At 66.5% G+C, this 18,325-nt stretch carries 16 protein-coding genes, 2 tRNA genes and 1 pseudogene; 3 read left to right on the top strand and 16 right to left on the bottom strand.

Annotated features, from left to right (window positions below):
• Positions 1-8: 8 nt before the first annotated feature.
• The 3 genes and pseudogenes from ACUYM2_RS11335 to ACUYM2_RS11345 all read right to left on the bottom strand — a co-directional run bounded on the left by ACUYM2_RS11335 (position 9) and on the right by ACUYM2_RS11345 (position 3,710).
• Positions 9-1,315 (bottom strand): annotated as a pseudogene (locus tag ACUYM2_RS11335) (IS256 family transposase).
• A gap of 314 nt (positions 1,316-1,629) precedes the next feature.
• A complete protein-coding gene (locus ACUYM2_RS11340; RefSeq protein ID WP_481600149.1) occupies positions 1,630-1,755 on the bottom strand; it encodes a hypothetical protein in 126 nt (41 codons plus the stop codon).
• 848 nt (positions 1,756-2,603) lie between these two features.
• Positions 2,604-3,710 (bottom strand): glycosyltransferase 61 family protein, encoded by a 1,107-nt coding sequence (locus ACUYM2_RS11345; protein WP_481600150.1) that lies wholly within the window; start codon positions 3,708-3,710, stop codon positions 2,604-2,606.
• A gap of 320 nt (positions 3,711-4,030) precedes the next feature.
• Between ACUYM2_RS11345 and ACUYM2_RS11350 the strand changes: the two genes are divergently transcribed.
• A complete protein-coding gene (locus ACUYM2_RS11350) occupies positions 4,031-4,576 on the top strand; it encodes a DUF1697 domain-containing protein (RefSeq protein WP_481600151.1) in 546 nt (181 codons plus the stop codon).
• 20 nt (positions 4,577-4,596) lie between these two features.
• Here ACUYM2_RS11350 and ACUYM2_RS11355 read toward each other — a convergent pair whose 3' ends face one another.
• The 5 genes from ACUYM2_RS11355 to ACUYM2_RS11375 all read right to left on the bottom strand — a co-directional run bounded on the left by ACUYM2_RS11355 (position 4,597) and on the right by ACUYM2_RS11375 (position 10,245).
• Entirely contained in the window at positions 4,597-6,213 is a 1,617-nt protein-coding gene (locus tag ACUYM2_RS11355; RefSeq protein ID WP_481600152.1) for a GTPase, read from the bottom strand.
• Positions 6,210-7,919, bottom strand: coding sequence for a dynamin family protein (locus tag ACUYM2_RS11360; RefSeq protein ID WP_481601474.1), 1,710 nt, complete (start codon positions 7,917-7,919; stop codon positions 6,210-6,212). Before ACUYM2_RS11360 ends, ACUYM2_RS11355 begins: the two co-directional genes overlap by 4 nt.
• A gap of 177 nt (positions 7,920-8,096) precedes the next feature.
• Positions 8,097-8,825, bottom strand: coding sequence for a CPBP family intramembrane glutamic endopeptidase (locus ACUYM2_RS11365; protein ID WP_481600153.1), 729 nt, complete (start codon positions 8,823-8,825; stop codon positions 8,097-8,099).
• Positions 8,826-8,844: 19 nt separating this feature from the next.
• Positions 8,845-9,378: a CcdC protein domain-containing protein gene (locus ACUYM2_RS11370; protein ID WP_481600154.1), complete on the bottom strand. Its 534-nt coding sequence runs from the start codon at positions 9,376-9,378 to the stop codon at positions 8,845-8,847.
• A gap of 183 nt (positions 9,379-9,561) precedes the next feature.
• Positions 9,562-10,245, bottom strand: a complete 684-nt coding sequence (locus ACUYM2_RS11375; RefSeq protein WP_481600155.1) for a response regulator — start codon at positions 10,243-10,245, stop codon at positions 9,562-9,564.
• A 138-nt stretch (positions 10,246-10,383) separates the two neighbouring features.
• Between ACUYM2_RS11375 and ACUYM2_RS11380 the strand changes: the two genes are divergently transcribed.
• Positions 10,384-11,526 carry a sensor histidine kinase gene (locus tag ACUYM2_RS11380; RefSeq protein WP_481600156.1) on the top strand — a complete coding sequence of 381 codons (1,143 nt, stop codon included), beginning with the start codon at positions 10,384-10,386 and terminating at the stop codon, positions 11,524-11,526.
• Positions 11,527-11,626: 100 nt separating this feature from the next.
• Complete coding sequence (locus ACUYM2_RS11385; protein WP_481600157.1) at positions 11,627-11,905, top strand: GNAT family N-acetyltransferase; 279 nt, start codon at positions 11,627-11,629, stop codon at positions 11,903-11,905.
• Between the two features lie 41 nt (positions 11,906-11,946).
• Here ACUYM2_RS11385 and ACUYM2_RS11390 read toward each other — a convergent pair.
• The 8 genes from ACUYM2_RS11390 to ACUYM2_RS11425 all read right to left on the bottom strand — a co-directional run bounded on the left by ACUYM2_RS11390 (position 11,947) and on the right by ACUYM2_RS11425 (position 18,289).
• Positions 11,947-12,022, bottom strand: a tRNA-Glu gene (locus ACUYM2_RS11390).
• 129 nt (positions 12,023-12,151) lie between these two features.
• Positions 12,152-12,223 (bottom strand) — tRNA-Gln (locus ACUYM2_RS11395).
• Between the two features lie 303 nt (positions 12,224-12,526).
• Positions 12,527-13,264, bottom strand: a complete 738-nt coding sequence (locus tag ACUYM2_RS11400; RefSeq protein WP_481600158.1) for an HAD family hydrolase — start codon at positions 13,262-13,264, stop codon at positions 12,527-12,529.
• On the bottom strand, positions 13,264-14,799 hold the full coding sequence (gltX, locus tag ACUYM2_RS11405; RefSeq protein WP_481600159.1) for a glutamate--tRNA ligase: 1,536 nt from the start codon (positions 14,797-14,799) through the stop codon (positions 13,264-13,266). The genes ACUYM2_RS11400 and gltX overlap by 1 nt, the downstream gene beginning before the upstream one ends.
• Before the next feature lie 36 nt (positions 14,800-14,835).
• Positions 14,836-15,003, bottom strand: coding sequence for a hypothetical protein (locus ACUYM2_RS11410; RefSeq protein ID WP_481600160.1), 168 nt, complete (start codon positions 15,001-15,003; stop codon positions 14,836-14,838).
• An 86-nt stretch (positions 15,004-15,089) separates the two neighbouring features.
• Positions 15,090-15,866 (bottom strand): fumarylacetoacetate hydrolase family protein, encoded by a 777-nt coding sequence (locus tag ACUYM2_RS11415; RefSeq protein ID WP_481600161.1) that lies wholly within the window; start codon positions 15,864-15,866, stop codon positions 15,090-15,092.
• 146 nt (positions 15,867-16,012) lie between these two features.
• On the bottom strand, positions 16,013-16,804 hold the full coding sequence (locus ACUYM2_RS11420) for an MBL fold metallo-hydrolase (RefSeq protein ID WP_481600162.1): 792 nt from the start codon (positions 16,802-16,804) through the stop codon (positions 16,013-16,015).
• Between the two features lie 111 nt (positions 16,805-16,915).
• Positions 16,916-18,289 carry a polysaccharide deacetylase family protein gene (locus tag ACUYM2_RS11425; protein ID WP_481600163.1) on the bottom strand — a complete coding sequence of 458 codons (1,374 nt, stop codon included), beginning with the start codon at positions 18,287-18,289 and terminating at the stop codon, positions 16,916-16,918.
• Between the last annotated feature and the right edge of the window lie 36 nt (positions 18,290-18,325).

The raw sequence follows: 18,325 nt of genomic DNA on the forward strand, positions 1-18,325 counted from the left end.
GTGGAGTCTCATCGGTTTAGGTAGGGTCCGACTCGGTCGGGGTAGTTCAGGACGAGGACGCCGAGGGCTTCGCTCCATCCTTGCGTGGTGGTTCCTTCGATGAGTTTGTTGACGGTCTTGGACCGGTTCTCCCGGGCTCTGCCGTCGAGTTTGGCCCGTTCGCTGGCGCGTTTGTCTTCGATGTTGCAGATGGCCAGCCAGAGCAGCTTTACCGCGGGCGCATCGTTGGGGAAGTGCCCGCGGTTCTTGATGATCTTGCGCAGCTGGTAGTTCAGCGACTCGATCGCGTTGGTGGTGTAGATGATGCGCCGCACCGGCGGCGGGAAGGCCAGGAACGGGATGAATTTCTCCCACCCGTTGGGCCAGGTCCGGACCGTTGCGGGATACTTCCGTCCCAGATCGGAGGCCTCGAAGGCATCGAGGGCGTCCTGCGCGGCGTCGGCCGTCGGGGCGGTGTAAACGGGCCGCAGGGCGGAGGCGACCCTCTTGCGGTCCTGGTAGCCGATGAAGCGCATCGAGGCGCGGATCAGGTGCACGACGCAGGTCTGAACGGTCGCTGCCGGCCAGGTCGCGGCGATGGCCTCGGGGAAGCCGGTGAGCCCGTCGCAGCAGACAATCAGCACGTCCTTCACACCGCGGTTGGCGAGCTCGGCGCAGACCCCGGCCAGAACTTCGCGCCCTCGGCAGCCTCGACCCAGATGCCCAGGACGTGCTTGATGCCCTCCATGTCCACACCCACGGCGATGTGCGCGGCCCGGTTCCGGACCTGGTGTCCGTCGCGGACTTTGATGATGATCGCGTCCAGATAGAGGATCGGATACAGCGGCTCCAGCGGTCGTTTCTGCCACTCGAGGACCTCCTCAAGGACCTCGTCGGTGATCTTCGAAATCGTCTCGTGCGACAGTTCGTTGCCGAGCGTGGACTCCAGATGGTGGGCGATGTCCCGGACCGTCATCCCTCCGGCGTAGAGACTGATAATCATCTCATCCAGGCCACCGGTGCGGCGGGCGCCCTTGGGCACCAGATGCGGGGTGAACGACCCCTCACGGTCCCGCGGCACGGCCAGATCCACGTCCCCGGCGGAGGTTCCCAGCGTTTTCGGATACGACCCGTTGCGCGAGTTGGGTGGGAAACGGCCGATTGGGTCGCCCTTGTCATAGCCCAGATGCCCGGACAGCTCGGCCTGCAGCCCGCGTTCCAGCGAGGCCTTGACCAGCTGCTGGATGAAACCGTCCTTGCCGTCAAGCTCCAGTTGCCCGGCATCGATCTGCGCCATCAGCTCATCGAACGCGCCGGAGGCCTTCAACGCGTCCATGCTGCCGGCAGCCGCAGCCGTGCGGGCAAGCTCTTCGGCCAACTCTTCACGAGGCTTAGTCATAGCCACAATGATTCTCCAATCAATCGGCGACTACAGCTCTCCTACACAAACAATCTGACACCCTCTCCGGCCGGACCCTGCGGATGGCCTTGCGGAACTCGCAGGACATGTCCATCGCCACCTGTTACGCCACCAGCGCGGCCGGGCGCCGATCCAACCACGCACTACCTGACTGCGGCGGCCTTCCACTATGTCCAGGATCGCCCCGGTGTCCAAGTCCGTGAAAACGATCGACCCGGGCTCGACCAGCGTCAATTTGCCGGCATCATTTTCAGGTAGCGAATCCGCCGGAAGCGATGCTCGTCTACGCCCATCCGGGGGACCACACGACGGTCCATGCCGCCGTCCAGGACGGCCGTGTCCTCCATGACACGCATGGCGGTAGTCCACGACACACCCGAGACAGCTGCCCCCGGGAGACGGCCTGGAGCTCCGTAGACACGACAATGCCGGCCACCAGCCTGCTGGTCAGCCTCGAACGCAGCGGAATCTCATCCGTGGTCTGCATGAAGGACCGGCGCGCACACTGGGGTTCCAGACACGCCAGCCGCCGCTTCCGGACCCTGAGTTCCAACGGCTCCCCGGCGCACTGCGCGTCCCGAACACGACGGACCGGACGGGCATGGACAGACACGGGACGCCAGTACCCCGCAGTCCGGGGAGGCACCTTCCGTTCGACCGGCTCTACAAGAACCGTCTGGCCGGCACCGGAACACACCGCGGAGAGGACAACATCGCCCACCAAATTGAACAAAATCGACGCGGCATCACCCGTCTGCGTAATCCGTAACAAGGCTCGCAGTCCTCAGCAATAGATGTCTCGACAACACGCACGCTCGCAGGGCTACGAGCACCTTCAATTTGAAGGACACCACGCTAAAATTGATGAGCCGCTATAATTCGCTGGCGGCTGGCCACGGCTGGCACCCATGACGCTGTACTCGGGCAATCAGAAGAGGGCTTGGCGGCGTCGGCTACGAACCCGGTAATCATTCAAGGGCTCTGTGCCCTGTTTCAGGTTGACGCTTAGACGCACTCATCCCTACAGGACCACGGGCTCATTCGTCTTGAACGACACGAACTCCATCTCCCCACCAACCGCCAAGAAACCTTCTAACCACGCTCATCAGCGAAGAGCAGCATCACGTGACCACGTTTCCCCGACTGGAGTTCAGAATACAAGTAGGATTCCCGGCCGATCCGGTAGTGGCGTGTAGCGAAGGGTTTACGGTGCGTAGTGCGTAAAAGCTTGCACATCGGTCAGAACAGACTTCGAGTAGGCTTCGTAATCAAAACCAGCGGGATCAATGTTTGGATCGAATTCGTTTAGTTGTCGCAAGAAGATTTCAACATCGATCAATTCGAGCGCAGACGCCGAGTGCGCTCCGGGAAGTTTGGCTGCTGGTTCATGAATCGTCACCGACTTGACGTAGGGTCTCACTGTATTTACGAAATCCACGAGGCTTCCGCCCGTCGTGCGCTTGATCACGAAAACTTCTACGTCGGATCGTCCTAGAAGATTGAATGAGTGTAGGGCGGAACCTTGCGTTGAGACAACTTTGGATGCACTACGAGCAATGCTTATTTGGTCGGATCCACTGACTAGTTCGGGATAGACAGACTTGTAATCAAAGACTTTCAGAAAATCGGCTAAGTAATCTTCTCCCGCGACTTTCCCATAAGGCAAGCCCCGTGGCCTGCGATAGAAAATTTTCGAGCGAACACCGCTTTCCTGCAGGCTCTTTTGATTGTGACTGCTAAGAATATCCAGGTATGTCTCCGAATGAAAGTTGGAAAATAGAATTCCACCCTGCTGAGGAACCACGAGGTTCTCAAAAACGGACAATGTTCGGACAAAATGCAAATTTTCTATGCCGAAATACATAAATATGTCTTTTTGCCACGGCAGGAGGTTCTCAAACTGGAAACCCTCACGTTCCTCGACAGAGTCCACTTCAGGAAGAACCACGACTTCCTGACCTCGCCCACGCTCGAGTAGCGCCAACCAAATACGCGTCAACGATTCGGTCACAAAGTGGCCAAAATGTTTATGCAGCGGTCCTAGGTAAAGGTATGTCCCGGGAAAATATTCAGGTTCTTGGCCCTTCTTTCCGAACCCGGTGGGGTCTCCGTGTCGAAAACGAGACAGGCTCACAACTTTATCGTTAACCTGGCGCAACTGATAAATGAAATCAGGCGCATCAAGTATCGGTGCAATTCCTCCCCGAACAGAGCCGTTAGAGCTTGAAACGGCGCCTGGGAGAACCCGGGCATCGCGGACGCTGATGTAGCTAAGATCCCCGTAGTGGCCCGAAATGAATTGCTTTTCCATCAAAATCCATTCCGCAATGTTTGCTTCTTGGTGGTCAGTGCTCTTGCCTCAATTGGTCCTTGCTATGGGCTTCGATCACCAGGGCAATACCGGTCAGAAGGATACCATGCCGACAATCCGGGGCCCATCCGAAGGATCATGGCAGACTGCACCCAGTCGTGCAAAGCATTCGAGCGGGCGCATAGGCGTCTATATGTCCATCAATCCGAGGGCCACCGCACCACGCCGCCCGCGTCCTAACCGAGGCGCTGCGAAAACCGACACTGAACGTACCGCGCCGGGACAGCAGCGTGCCCGCAGAACGGCGTTAGGCTGTGCGCATGAACAGCTATGCGGTCTTCCTGCGCGGCGTCAACGTGGGCGGGATCAACATCAAGATGGCCGAACTCAAAGAGGCACTGAAGTCACGCCCGTTCTCCGCTGTGAAGACGCTCCTGGCCAGCGGCAACGTTGTGCTGGCCAGCGAACTCCCGCCCGCCCGCGTGAAGGCCGAGTTCGAAGCCTGCCTGCGGGAAACCTTTGGCTACGACGCCTGGGTAGTAGTGCTGGACGCGGGCCGGGTTGCCGCCCTCGTCGAGGCCTGCCCCTACCCCGCGGATGACACGGCCACGCACAGCTACGTCACGCTGTCTTCGGACGCCGGGGTACTCGCCGAGCTGTACGACGCCGGCCGTGGCCTTGAGGGCGTGGAGCTGACCCGGCTGGGACCCGAAGCAGTGGCCTGGCTGGCTCCCACCGGCGGCACTCTGGACAGCCCTTTCAGCAAGCTCACCGCCAAGGCCAAGTACAAAGCCAGCACCACCACCAGGAACCTGCGAACCCTGGTCAAGGTCCGCGACGCAGCGGAAAAGATGGCCGCCGACTAGGCACAGGCCTCTGCGGACCGTCAGCCTGCGGCGGCCCTAAGGGCGGTGGTGAAGGACTTGAGCCGGCTGATCTCCAGTTCCACCCGATCCACCACCAGTTCCTCCGCAACGGCGGCGACGGCGGCTTCGAGGCGCCTCCGGGCAGCCCGGGCGCGGGACCGCGCCGCGGCGCCCGCAATGAACTTGGCCGCCAGGGCCAACACGATACCCAGCAGCACTCCCCCGGCCACCATGACGGTGGGCATCGGCCAGCCCTCCACCCGGGGAACCTCCGGGACGGGCAACTGGAAGTACCCCAGCGCGGCCAGCACCCCCAGCCACCCCAGACCGCCCAGGGCCATGAGCAGGCCAAGCCACTGGACGACGTTGAAAGCGGTCCACCACCACGAGCTGCGCCCGGCCTTGAGGTCGGTGCCGGCGATGGCCTGGTCCAGCGCGTCGGGCAGCTGTTCCCGGCCCTCGCGGGCGGCGCCGCGGATGACCGCCCGCCAGGGGCCCGGGGCGCCATCGGAGGCGGCGTCGGCAAACTCCCGGACGGCGGCGTCGGTGCGGGCCCGTTCCGGTGCCCCCGCGGGTGGCAGCGAGGTCCGGTTCAACTCCGGCCGCGCCTCGGTCCGGCGCAGGTTCAGCCGCCGCAGCGGGTCAGGCCGGAAGCGGACCAGCCAGCGCGTCACCGGCCAGCCGGTCCGGCGTGTGGCCTCCTGCCGGTAGGAGCGCGCCACAGCGTCCACCACCAGCGTGACATTCGCGGCCACGGCCAGCTCGCCGGCCAGCCGGTCCCGGGTTCCGCCCTTGACGCCGGCAGCCTCGCCCGTGCCCGATGCCTCGGCCAGCCGTGCAGCGGCCCGGTCGACATCCGCGGCGAGCCGCTGCGAGAGCGCCAGCCGCTGCATGGCGACCTGGCGGATGGCCGCCCGGACCTTGTCCACGCCGGTACCGACGACGGCCGAGGCGCCCAGCACCTGGACTTTGCCCAGCCCGTCCCGCGCCAGGATGCCCTTCAGTGACTCCAGCACGGGACGGATCTCGTGCTCCGGCAGCCGGTCCACCTGGTTGAGCACCACCAGCGTGACGGCTGCGTGCGAGGAGAGCGGAGCGAGGAAGTCATGGTGCACCGCGGCGTCGGCGTACTTTTGTGGATCCAGCACCCAGACCAGCACGTCGACGAGGCCCACCATGCGCTGCACGATCTCGCGGTTCTCCGCACGGGTGGAGTCGAAGTCCGGCAGGTCCAGCAAGATCAGCCCGGTGGTGTCGTCGGCAAATCCGGGAACCGCGGCGGTGTGGTGCCGGTTGCGGACTTCCAGCCAGTCGAGCAGCCCGTCGCTGCCTTCGGCGCCCCAGACACCGGCGAGCGGTTCGGACGTGGTGGGCCGCCGGGCGGCCGCGGTGGCGATTTCCTCGCCGCTGACGGCGTTGAAGAGTGATGATTTCCCGCTCCCGGTCGCGCCGAAGAAGCCCACCACCGTGTGGTCGGCGGAGAGCGAACGCCGGGAACTCGCCCGGTCCAGGACCTCGAGCACCTCGTCCAGGGTCTCGTCCGGCAGGGCACCCGCGGCCAGTTCGCGGGCCTGGTTGAGCGCTTCCAGCCGGCGGTGCAGTTGCGAGGCCGATTTGGCGGCCGCGTGGCGGGTCATACGGAGGCCCCCAGCCGGCCGAGCGCCGCGGCCCGCCCGGCGAGGACGTCCGGTGGGACCCCGTCAGGCACGTCCAGCCGGACCAGGAAACGCTGCTGTTCCGCCTCAAGCAGCCGCTGGCACCGGGCCTGCAGGTCCTCGCGCGCGGTCTTGGCCAGCCGGCGCACGGCATCCTCACCAAAGACGGCTTCCAGCACGCGCTGGCCCACGACGGCGGTGCCGCCGGCGACGCCGATCTCAAGGCCGGTCAGGCCGGCGGTCATGGAGAAGACCACGATCATCAGCGCCGCGCCGAGTCCATTGATGCCGAAGGAGAGCCAGCGGGCCTGGCTGCGCTTGTCCTGGCCCTCGGTCCGGATCAGTTCCATCAGGCTGCCCTGCCAGGCGCGGATCTCGGCGGCCACCGCGTCGGCGAAGCCTTCGCTGGTGCCGGACAGGTCGTCGGTGCCAAGCAACTGCCGGCCCGCCGGGTCGGAGCGCCAGCGCTGGTCGGCGTCTTCGGCGGCATTGGCGGCCTCGTCGAGGATGACCGCCTGCAGGCCGGTCTCGATGGCGGTTTCCACCCGCACGGCCGGGGCGGGTTCGCCCCGGAAGAAGGCGCCCATCCGGTCCCGCAGCCGACCAATGTTCGCCTCCATGACGCGGAAGAACTCCCCGGTCCCGACGAAGTCCTGCCAGCGGGCCAGGACTTCACCGCGCAACAGGGCGCCGTCGCGGGTGGCGTCGAGGATCCGTCCGACGGCGTCCGCGTAGGCGCCGCGGGCGTCCCCGGCCAGCCGCCCGGCGGCGCGGTCCTGGGCGGCGACGGCGGCGGCAACGGCGTCGACCCGGCCGCCCAGCGCTTTGACCGTGCCGTTGAGCGTGCGGCGGGCGATCGCGGCACGGCCGGCGGCGTCGGCGGCGAGTTCCTGCAGCCAGTCGCGGAGTGGCGCTACGGTGTCGGCGGGCAGCATCCCCATCGCGTCCAGCCCCACCTCGGGGACGACGAAGAGCCGGGCGGAACCCAGGCCCTCGCGGCTGAGCATGGCCTGCAGGTCGGCACTGACTTCCTCCTCGGCGGCCGGCGGCACGCGGTCCAGCACCACGGCCACCAGGATGTCGCGTCCGGCGGCGTCCAGTAGCAGGCGCCAGGGCACGGCGTCGGCGTACCGGTTGGCGGTGGTGACGAACACCCACAGGTCGGCGGCGGCGAGGAGCTGGCCCGCGAGCCTGCGGTTGTCATCGGAGACGGAGTCGACGTCGGGCGCATCCAGCAGCGCGATGCCCTGCGGGACGGCCGGGTCTGCCGCGAGCACAAGCGAGGTGATCGCGGCGGCGTCCGGGGTGGGGCCGGCCTGGTGCGCGGGCAGGGGCGATGCGACGACGGTGCCGCGGATCCGGCTCAAGCTCGGCAGCACCCGCTGGTCCTCGAACCATTCGGCGTCGGCCGGGTGGTGCAGCAGGATGGGCTGGCGGGTGGTGGGGCGGATCGCGCCGGCACGGGTCACCGGGTGCCCGACGAGGCCGTTGACCAGGGTGGACTTGCCGGCTCCGGTGGAACCGCCGACGACGGCGAGCAGCGGCGCGTCCAGGCTCCGGTAGCGGGGCAGGATGTAGTCCTCCAACTGGGCGAGGGCCTGGCGGATGTCCAGCCGGGCGGTATCGGCGCCGGGCAGCGCGAGGGGCAGCGACACCGCTGACAGGTCCCGCCGGATCGCTTCGAGCAGTTCGACGGCGGCGCCCTGGCGTGCGGCGGGTGTCCGGTGCCCGGCGGGGCTCTGTGGTCCGTTGCCGGTGTTTTCGTTGGAGCTCACAGCATCATCATGCCAGTTGGCCGGGCCGGTTCAGGGCAGTCCCGGTCCGCAGCGTCCGACGGCGTTGATTGCCTCTTGGATCGCTGCCGGTCACGAACGATCGGCCAGGGAAGGGCTGTTCTTCCTGGTAGTGCGAAGTATCAGCAGTCCGAAGACGAGGAGAATGATGTCGCCGCCGATCATGAGAATCCACCTCCACGCGCTGCTGACGTCGCCGAGTTGGAGGGCGATGTCGCCGAGGGCATGGAGGATGATCAGTGGCAAGAGGGAGACGCCGCGCAGCCGCAGTGCAGCCAGGCCCACCCCGAAGCAGGTTGCCCCGACCACCTGCGCAGCGGTGATCGCAGGGTTGGCGCCGAAGGCGATGTTGGCCAGGTGCGTCAGGCCGAAAAGCGCTGAGGACAGCAGCGCGGACCTGACGGGTGTCCAGGAGGCGAGGCTTTTCAGGACCAGGCCGCGGAACCACAGCTCCTCGTAGATGCCGGTGGCAAGGTAGCCCAGAACGAGTGTCGTGCCGGCCTGCAGTCCGATGTCCTTGATGCCGGCCGCGAACGGCGCGAGGATGACCAGGGCGGGAACGATGATCAGCCTCGCGTGCGGCCGGCCCGAGGTGAAGAGTTCGCGGTTGGTCGCGGCGACGACGGCGCATGCGAAGGCGGCCAGTGCTATCACGGCGATGAAGCGTTGCTGCATGGGGTCCAGGCCCGGGGCCAGCAAGTTGATCAGCAGGGCTGCAAGGAGTGTGGCCGCTACGGTGATCCCGGTCAGCGTCAGCGCGGTGCGCAGGGGACGGGCGAGTGCGGTCTGGGCTTGAATCATGGTGCCTCTTCCTTCCGGTTCAGTGGCCAAGGGCGGGGACGGGTGCACCCGTACCGGCGGACACGGGCAGGGCCCGGCACCGGGTCAGGGTGGTGACCACCCGGGCGGCGACCATGGACAATGCCATGATCACGAATGCGGCGGTCCACGCGTCGGCTCCCGTAATGGCGTTGCTGATGGAGAAGTCCCGGATTCCGGCCGCCGCCCACCCGTTGGCTGACTCGGCGAACGCGATCCGTCCCCCGATGACCAGCAGCCACAGCAAGGCATACGGCAGCCCGGCCCTGCTCGTCACTGTCCCGTCGGCGCGGCGCCGGACCGGCATCAGCACTCCGGCGAGGATGCCCAGGGCGATGCCGGCACCGCCGCCGATGACGTCCAGGGCGAGGTCGTTGCCCCTCGTTGGGACACTGGACAGCAGGAGGACCCCGGCGACGCCGGCGAGCAGGAGGGGCAGGGCGAGGCGGCGGCGGGTGACGGGCCTGGTGCCAAGGTTGGTGGCGAGGATGAAGATGAGAAGGCCGGCGTTGAGCAGCCATTGTGCGGTGGTCATGGGATTCTCCGGTGCGTACAGGGGCCGCGATGCGGCCCGTGGTGTGTGCTTTCTTCAAAGCTACGCAGGAGAATCCGGCGGCGATTCGGCCCGTCGGTGGATTCCGAACCGAGAGGTTTGTCCACCCTGGGGTGGAGGCGTCATCCCCTGTGTGGAGAACCGGCTGGTGGAGGTCCGGCGGGCTCAGCCCGTGACCAGCCGGTGGCGGAAGGCGAAGCCGACCAGTTGGGCCCGGTCCCGCATGCCCGTCTTGGCGAGCAGGTGGTTGATGTGCGTTTTCACCGTGGAATCAGAGACGAAGAGCCGGTCAGCGATTTCCCCGTTGGACAGCCCTTCCGCCACGAGAACCAGGACGTCGGTCTCCCGTGGGGTCAGCCCGTGGGGTCGTTCCGGCGGCTGGGCGTCACCGGCTTCGGCGATCAGGCCCGCGTGATCGCCCCTGGCCAGGGCATCGAGGAGGCGTCGCTGGACGGTGGGGTCCAGTTGGGCCTCGCCGGCGGCGACGGTCACCAGCGCATGCTTGATCTCCTCCGCGCCGGCGTCCTTGGTCAGGAACCCCCGCGCGCCGGCCCGCAGCGCCGAGAACACCCATTGATCATCCGCATACGTAGTCAGGACGACCACTTTGGGTGCGGGTGTTTGCTGGCTGAGGATGTCGGTCGCTTCGACGCCGTTCATGACGGGCATGTGAAGGTCCATCAGTACGACATCCGGCCTTAGAATCTGGACCTGACGGACGGCATCGGCGCCGTCGACTGCCGCACCCACGACCTTGATGCCCTCCAGCAGACCCAGGATCATGGACAGTCCGTCCCTGACCACCTTCTGGTCGTCTGCGATCAGCACCCGCACCTCGGCCTCATTCACCGCCGACTCCCCTCTGCTACGTGCCACCAGCATCTCACGGGCACCTAGCAGACATGACGGCCCCGGAAGGCTCGTCGCGGAACAATCTCCACTCCAGGGTTGATCAGGCCGGGGACAGATTGTGACAGGATTCCAGCCATGAATCCTTCGCGCCACTGGCTCACACCTCTTGGCCTGGCCATGGTTGCCCTGGTGGTCCTCACCGCGGGTCTCGGCGGCCCAGGGTTCACCACCCACGGCCCCGGCCTCCTCAATCTGCTGGCAGCGCTGGCGTTCGCCGGCGCCGCCGTGCTGTTCCTGGTCCGCAGGACCCTGCCACCGGCCGCCGACGCCGCACTCGCGGCACTGATGGCGTTGGCCGTGGCGGGTATGCGGGTCGCGGACCCGGCAGGTGAAGTCATCGCCTTGTTCTTGCTGGCAGCTTTCGCCCCGCTGCGGCCGCCGCGGCCCGTCCTGGCTGTCGTGACCCTGCTGGGGGTGTTGGCGTTCAACGTCCTCCAGCTCAGTTCCGGGCATTCTGCCCTGACCCTGATCCTCGCGACGGACGCCGGGGCGGCGTTTTTCTTCTTGGTCGGCACCTTGCTTCGGAGGGAAAACGAGCAGCGGCTGCGCATTACTGCACTCCTCCAGGAACTGCAGGCCAGCCGCGAGGCGGAACAGGCAGCCACTCTTGCCGCGGAGCGCGGTCGGATGGCCAGGGAAATGCATGACGTCCTGGCTCACACGCTTTCGGGTCTGGCGCTCCAGCTCGAAGGTGCCCGGCTGCTGGCGCAAAATATCAACGCCGATCCCCGGCTGCTCGAAACAATCCAGCAGGCCCAGCAGCTATCCCGCTCCGGCCTCGCGGAAGCACGGCGAGCGGTTCATACCCTCCGCGGCCAGGAACTCCCCGGACCCGAATCGATCAGTTCCCTCGTCGAGCAGCACCGGCTCGTCTCAACCGGCGCGACGCGCTACCGCGCTCTGGGACAACCGGTCCCGCTCCCTCCGGAGGCTGCGCTGGCCCTCTACCGTGCCGCGCAGGAGTCACTGTCGAACGTCCGCAAACACGCCCCCGGATCAGACGTCGACGTCGAACTCGTCTGGGGACCGGACACGGTGGACCTGCGGATCACCAACACCGGTAGCGGCATCCCGGATTCCGCGCCGGATCCCGGGTACGGCCTGACCGGCATGACCGAACGCGCAGACCTCGCCGGCGGCACCGTCACGGCCGGCTCCTTCGAAGGCGGCTTCCGCGTCCACCTGTCCCTTCCCTGCCCGCCGCTCAGTGCGGATTAGGCAAGGGTCCCCGCCCAGGTTTCCGCGCAAGTGACGACGGACCCTTGCATCCACCCGTGGGTGGACGTGTCCGGAAGCCTTTGCGTGGACTGTCATCGCGGTGGGACGCGTGGTTGGCGACGGCGCATTCTTCTTCTACGTCCAGGACGTGGCAGTCCACCCTCGCCACCGGCGCCGGGGCCTGGGTGCCACCATCATGCAGCGCCTTCGCTCCCAAGTTGCGACCCTGGCCGGGGGAACCGCGTTTCTCGGCCTGTTCTCAACGCCGGAGGCCGAACGGCTGTATCACGGCACTGGCTTCGCGCCCCAGCACGGATTGACGGGCATGTGGCAGGTCCTGGCCGACGGCCACCCGGACCTGACCCAGAGTGAGGTCTGAACTGAAAAACGGCCCCGGGCTGATGCCCGGGACCGTTTCATTGGTGACCCCAGCGGGATTCGAACCCGCGTTACCGCCGTGAGAGGGCAGCGTACTAGGCCGCTATACGATGGGGCCAAGCACTTTCCAAACAGCATCTCTGCCGTTCAAGCCAAGTCAGTATTTCATAAACTCAGCGTGTGTTCCAAATCGGCCTAGCCGCTTCGAAACCCCTGATTTGCCGCGGAAATCCGCGCTTCTTCAGAGCTGGGATACCAGGACTCGAACCTAGAATGACGGTACCAGAAACCGTAGTGTTGCCAATTACACCATATCCCAATGGAACTTTCGGGCCGGTTCCGCAGGTCCAAACCTGCGCTCCCGGCGCCTCAGCACGAGTAATTACTTTACCCGAGAGTTTTGTCCGACACAAATCGGGCTGCCGTCAGCGCCGGGCCGCCACGTCCAGACCTCCCGATCACCGCTTATTGAAGTCCTCCCGTGAAAAACCCCGCCAATCCGGCTCCGGCACGTTTACGCTCGGTATGGTACCGACGAGTAAGAAACCCTCCCTCACTGGGCAACGGGCATGGCATCGCCTTATTCCGCATGTTATCTGTGTCACAGTTGCAGCCCGGCGGGTCAGGCCAGCAGCTCCAGCAGGGATGCGACCTCGCGGCCGGAGAAGTCCGGCGCGGACTCCCCACCGCGGTTCAGCCAGACGCCCAGCAGGCCCGCCGCCGTCGACCCTTCAGCATCGAGGAGGCGGTTGTCGCCGACGTACAGCGTCTCGCCGGGGCCGGTGCCGAGCCGTCGCACGCCTTCGAGGTAGATCGCGGGATCCGGTTTGGGCACGCCGACCGTGTCGGTACCCACGAGCACCCCGATGCGCTCCAGCCCGGCAGCGTCCAGCTTCACCCGCTGGTAGTCGTGCACATTGTTGCTCACAGCCCCGTACGGCACCCCGGCGCCGTCGAGGGCATCCAGCAGCGGTGCAACGTCGTCAAAGGCGCGGATATAGCTGTGCTGGAGGCTGGCGTAGGAGCTGACCCAGTGGTGGGCCTGCTCGCCCTCTTCGAGTTCGACGCCGAAGTGCCCCAGCGCCGCCCGGCCGCGCAGCAGCCGCTGCTCGTTGAAGCTCAGCTCGCCGGCCAGGTAGCGGTCGTAATAGTGCGTGGTCTCGCGCGTAAAGATCCGTCCGAACCGCTCCCAGCCGGCCTCGTCGAGGCCGGGCAGGAGGTGTTCACTGACGCCGCGCAGCGCCGTCGTCATCGCGAATTCCAGGTCCACGAGCGTGTCGTCGATGTCGAACAGCACCCCGCGGATGCCGTCCAAACCGGCGGCGAGGACCCCGCCGCCCGGGCCGGTCCCGCGGTCCATCAGCCGCGGAACGCGCGCAGGCGGGCCAGGGACGAATCCTTGCCGAGGATAACCATGGACTCGAACAGCGGCGGGGAGATCCGCCGCCCGGAGACGGCCGTGCGGACCGGGCCAAAGGCCAGGCGCGGCTTGACGCCCAGGCCCTCCACGAGGGCCTCCTTGAGCGCGGCCTGGATGTTCTCCGCGGTCCAGTCTGCCACCGGCTCCAGGGCCGCCAGGGCGGCGTCGAGGACTTCGGTGAGGTTCTCCGGCAGGCCCTTGCGGGCATCGTCGGCGACGTCGATCGCGTCGTCGGCCTTGAACAGGAAGGCCAGCAACTCCGGGGCTTCGCCGAGCAGCGAGATGCGCTCCTGGATCAGCGGTGCCGCCTCGGCGAGGATCTCTTCCTCGCGGGCGGTCAGCTGCTCGCCGACCAGGCCGGCGGACTGCAGGTACGGAACCAGGCGGCCGCGGAAGTCCTCCGGGTCCAGCATCCGGATGTGGGTGCCGTTGATCGCTTCCGCCTTCTTGATGTCGAAGCGGGCCGGGTTTGCCAGCACGTCGTTGACGTCGAAGTTCTCGATCAACTGCTCCACGGTGAAGATGTCCTCGTCGGCGGAGAGGCTCCAGCCGAGCAGGGAGAGGTAGTTCAGCAGGCCTTCGGGGATGAAGCCGCGGTCCCGGAGCAGGAAGAGGTTGGACTGGGGATCACGCTTGGAGAGCTTCTTGTTGCCCTCCCCCATCACGTACGGCAGGTGGCCGAAGACCGGCAGGTAGCTGGCGACGCCGATCTCCATCAGCGCGCGGATCAGCACCACCTGGCGGGGCGTGGAGGAGAGCAGGTCCTCGCCGCGCAGCACATGGGTGATGCCCATCAGGGCGTCGTCCACCGGGTTGACCAGGGTGTAGAGCGGCGAGCCGTCGGCCCGGACGATCACGTAGTCCGGGATGCTGCCTGCCTTGAAGGTGATGTCGCCGCGGACCATGTCGGTGAAGGTGACGTCTTCGTCCGGCATCCGCACGCGCAGCACGGGCTTGCGGCCCTCGGCCTTGAACGCGGCGAGCTGTTCCTCGGACAGGTTCCGGTCAAAGTTGTCGTAGCCCAGCTTGGGGTCCCGGCCGGCCGCCCGGTGGCGGGCTTCAACTTCCTCCGGGGACGAGTAGCACTCGTAGGCGTAGCCTGCCTCCAGGAGCTTGGCGACGACGTCCTTGTACAGATCCAGACGCTGGGACTGGCGGTACGGCTCGTGCGGGCCGCCTACTTCCACGCCTTCTTCCCAGCTGATGCCGAGCCACTTGAGCGCCTCCAGCAGCTGCTGGTAGCTCTCCTCCGAGTCGCGCGCCGCGTCCGTGTCCTCGATGCGGAACACGAAGGTGCCCTTAGTGTGCTTCGCGTGGGCCCAGTTGAAGAGGGCCGTGCGGATCAGGCCGACGTGCGGGGTGCCGGTGGGTGACGGGCAGAACCGGACTCGGACCGGGGTTTCGGCGGTGACTTCACGGGTCATTTCCGTGGTGGCAGTGCTGGAGACGGCGTCGGGCGCAGAAGGAGTAGTCATAGTGGTACCAACTTTACCGCGTGCCCGCCAGCCGCCTTAGCGCCTCCGGCTGCGCGGCGGACCTGGGCGGGACAGGATTTTCACCAGGTAATACCCGGCAAGGGCCAGTCCCGCCCCGAGGAGGGCCAGCGCCAGCCATAGCGGACCGTCGAACCAGTTGACGGCGCGGGCTGCCATCGCGAACGTGCCAACCGAACCCAGCACGTAGAGCAGGAACGAACGGCGGCGCCGGGAGCCAGAAAGCGCGCCGCGCCACCCGCCGTCGTTAATTTTCAGTTCCTGCAGGGGCGCTAGCGGCGGACTACCGGGTTGGACAGGCGGCCGATGCCCTCAATCTCAACCTCGAAGCGGTCGCCGGCCTGGACCAGGCCGACGCCGGCCGGGGTGCCCGTCATGATGACGTCGCCGGGCAGCAGGGTGAAGGCCCGCGAGACGATGGAAACGAGTTCCCGGACGCCGCGGATCATCTGGCTGGTGCTGCCGTCCTGGCGGAGATCGCCGTTGAGCCGGCCCTGGATCTGCAGGTCTTCGGTGTCCAGTTCGGTTTCGATCCACGGCCCCAGCGGCGCGGAGGTGTCGAAGCCCTTGGCCCGAGCCCACTGCAGGTCCGTCTTCTGGACGTCGCGGGCGGTGAGGTCGTTGCCGCAGGTGTAGCCGAAGACGACGTCGTCGACCCGCTCCTCCGGGACGTCCTTGCAGATCCGGCCGATCACGACGCAGAGCTCGGCCTCGAAGGAGACCTCCTCGGAGAACTCCGGCAGGATGATCGGATCGTTGGGCCCGATCACCGAGGTGTTGGGCTTGAGGAAGAGCAGCGGCTGTGCCGGGACCTCATTGCCGAGCTCGCGGGCGTGTTCGACGAAGTTGCGGCCGACGCCGACGACCTTGCTGCGCGGGATGATCGGCGCCAGCAGGCGGACGTCCTCGAGCTTGTGCTTGACGGCGGTACGCTCCACACCGTGGAAGAAGGGGTCGCCGTTGATGACAGTGACCTCCTCACTGCCGGGCTGGCCCTCAACAATGCCGTACATGGGATCAGAATCGACTACAAACCGGGCGATACGCATGGTTCCTAGCGTACCGTCTTGCCCGGCAAGCCTCCGGACGCGGCACGGACCCGGCTGCCCGCGCCGCCGCCCTCCCAACTGGCTGGCAGCAGGGGCCGTTTTGAGCCGCCAAAACGGCCCCTGCTGCTAGCTGGTTGGGCGAGGAGTTAGTTGGAAGAGCCGCGCAGGTAGTCCAGCTGCGCGGCGACGGACAGTTCCGCCGCCGGCCGCACGGCCGGGTCGACGGCGGCGTACACGGCGTCGGCCACTTCCGCGATGCCGGCGTCCGCGCCGAGGTCCGCGAGGGCGGTGCGGATCTGCGCGAGGCGGTCCTGCCGGTGGTCCCGGTAGGCGCGGACGATGCTGTCCAGCGCCGGCAGCATGGGACCGTGGGCGGGCAGGACGGTGGCCGGGCCCAACGTTTCGAGCCGGTCCAGGGAGTCGAGGTAGTCCCCCAGCCTGCCGTCCGGATAGTCCAGGACCGTGGTGCCGACGCCCAGGATCGTGTCGCCGGTGAGCACGGCACCGTGGGCGCCGTCGCCGGGGAGGTGGAAGCAGACCGAGTCGGAGGTGTGGCCCGGCGTCGCCAGCACCCGTATTTCCACTCCGGCGGCGTGCAGCACCTCGCCCTCCCGGAGCGGCTCTCCCCCGTGGCAGTGCGCGGGGTCGGCGGCCCGGACGGGGGCGCCGGTAAGTTCCGCGAACCGTGCCGCGGCCGCGGTGTGGTCGGCGTGGCGGTGCGTAATGAGGATCAGTTCTACGGCGCCGTACTGGGTCAGCTCGCGCAGGTGTTCCTCGTCGAGGGGTCCCGGGTCCACGACCACGACGCCGGCCGAGCCAGGCGCGGCCACCACGTAGGAGTTCGTGCCGTGCAGGCTCATCGGGCCCGGATTGGGGGCGAGGCGGAACCGCGTCAGCTCGGTGCTGCGGATCAGGGCGCGGGCATCATCGGGAATCACCCTTCCATCTTCCCACCGGGGCGCTCAAAGGAGCAGCAGCATGACGAGGGGGTACGGCCGGCCACCGGCTCCGCCCCGGACTTCCGTACCTTGAAGGAGCTTTCGCCGAAGCTATGCGGCGAGCAACCGAGGTTCCTGCACGTGAAGTTCCCCGCCGGAGAGGGGCGTGATGCGGACCCGGACCCGCGGGCTTCCGGTGAGCGGCAGGATGACGTATTGGTGCGCCTGTTGGAACCCTGCGGCGGGCGAAAGGGAGAGAGTCTTTGCCGACGTAAAGGAACCCGGGCTGCCCGGGTCAAGGACCTCCAATTTGACCCGCACCCCGGTGGTCGAACGCATTGAGACCCGCAACTCCCTGGCCGAGCCGGCGTAGGCGCCAACCTGCACGTCTTTGAACAATGCCAGGGACCGTGAGCCGCGCCGAGCGTAGCTGACACCTGAGTCCGTGCGGCGGGCCCAGTTGGCGGTTGGCCCGTTCCAGCCGTTCCACCCTCGGGCGAAACCTGCGCCCGAGGAAACGAGGTCGTGGCGGGACGAACTTGAAAAGCTCGACATCATCAAACCCGTGGTCGTGAGGATCTCCAGCCTGCCCGCGTTGCGTTCGCGGGCGCACCAGGCAAAGAAGACCTCAATCGCCTGCAGGTCGACGTCGTCCACGAGGCTCGGATGGTACATAAAACAAACACCACGTCTTTGGCGCCGGGCCGCAGCGATGAACTCGGGCCCCCGCCTGGCATAGTCTGCGTTCTCGATGCCGACGTGCACGGCGCCCATGCTATCCAGCGGGTTACCGGTCATCGGCCAGTACCCGGGGACGTAGCCGGTGGACATGGCATGTTGCTGGGTGATCAGCCGCCCGGCAAGATACTTCTGGAATGAATACTGCGTCTTGCCCCCTGCGAAGCCGAGATACTTGGTGCCACTGACGCCTGGAGGGACGAACAACTCAAGCGGCAGCTTCGGCAACGCCGCCGCCAGTGCGTTGCGTGAGTAGACGATTTCCTCCCGGAGGCGCTGGGGAGTGTTGGCGTCGGTGTGGGTGGCGCCGTGATTGGCGACTTCAAGTCCGTTGACGAGAGCAAGCGCCTGCAGGCGGGGGAACGACAGCCCGGTGCTGCCGTTGGCCCCGGTTTCAATCCTAAACATCTGCGACATGGCGGCAATCGTGACCGGAATACCGTACTTCTGGTGCAGGGGCAGGAGCCGGGAGGCAAATTTGGTGAGGTGGTGGTCGCAGCGAAAGGCGACGGCCACTTTGCCGCCGGTCCCGATCACGCCCCCGCGCCGGGCGACAAATGCCTCCACCAGGCCGGTGTTCGGCATGAACGAGTATGATCCGGGGGCGCCCTTGGCGGCGCTCATCGGAGCAAAGACGGCGGCGGCACCGAATGCACCCGCGTACAGGAAGCTTCGGCGGCTCAAGTTCTGGCCGTCCCTAAGATGGCCGGGCTCCCCCACGGCGTCACTCTGGCTCAACTCGGTCATGGGCTGATTGTGGCCCTGAAGCCTTCACCGGGACAG

It is taken from the genome of Arthrobacter sp. SD1074B (genome assembly GCF_056780195.1).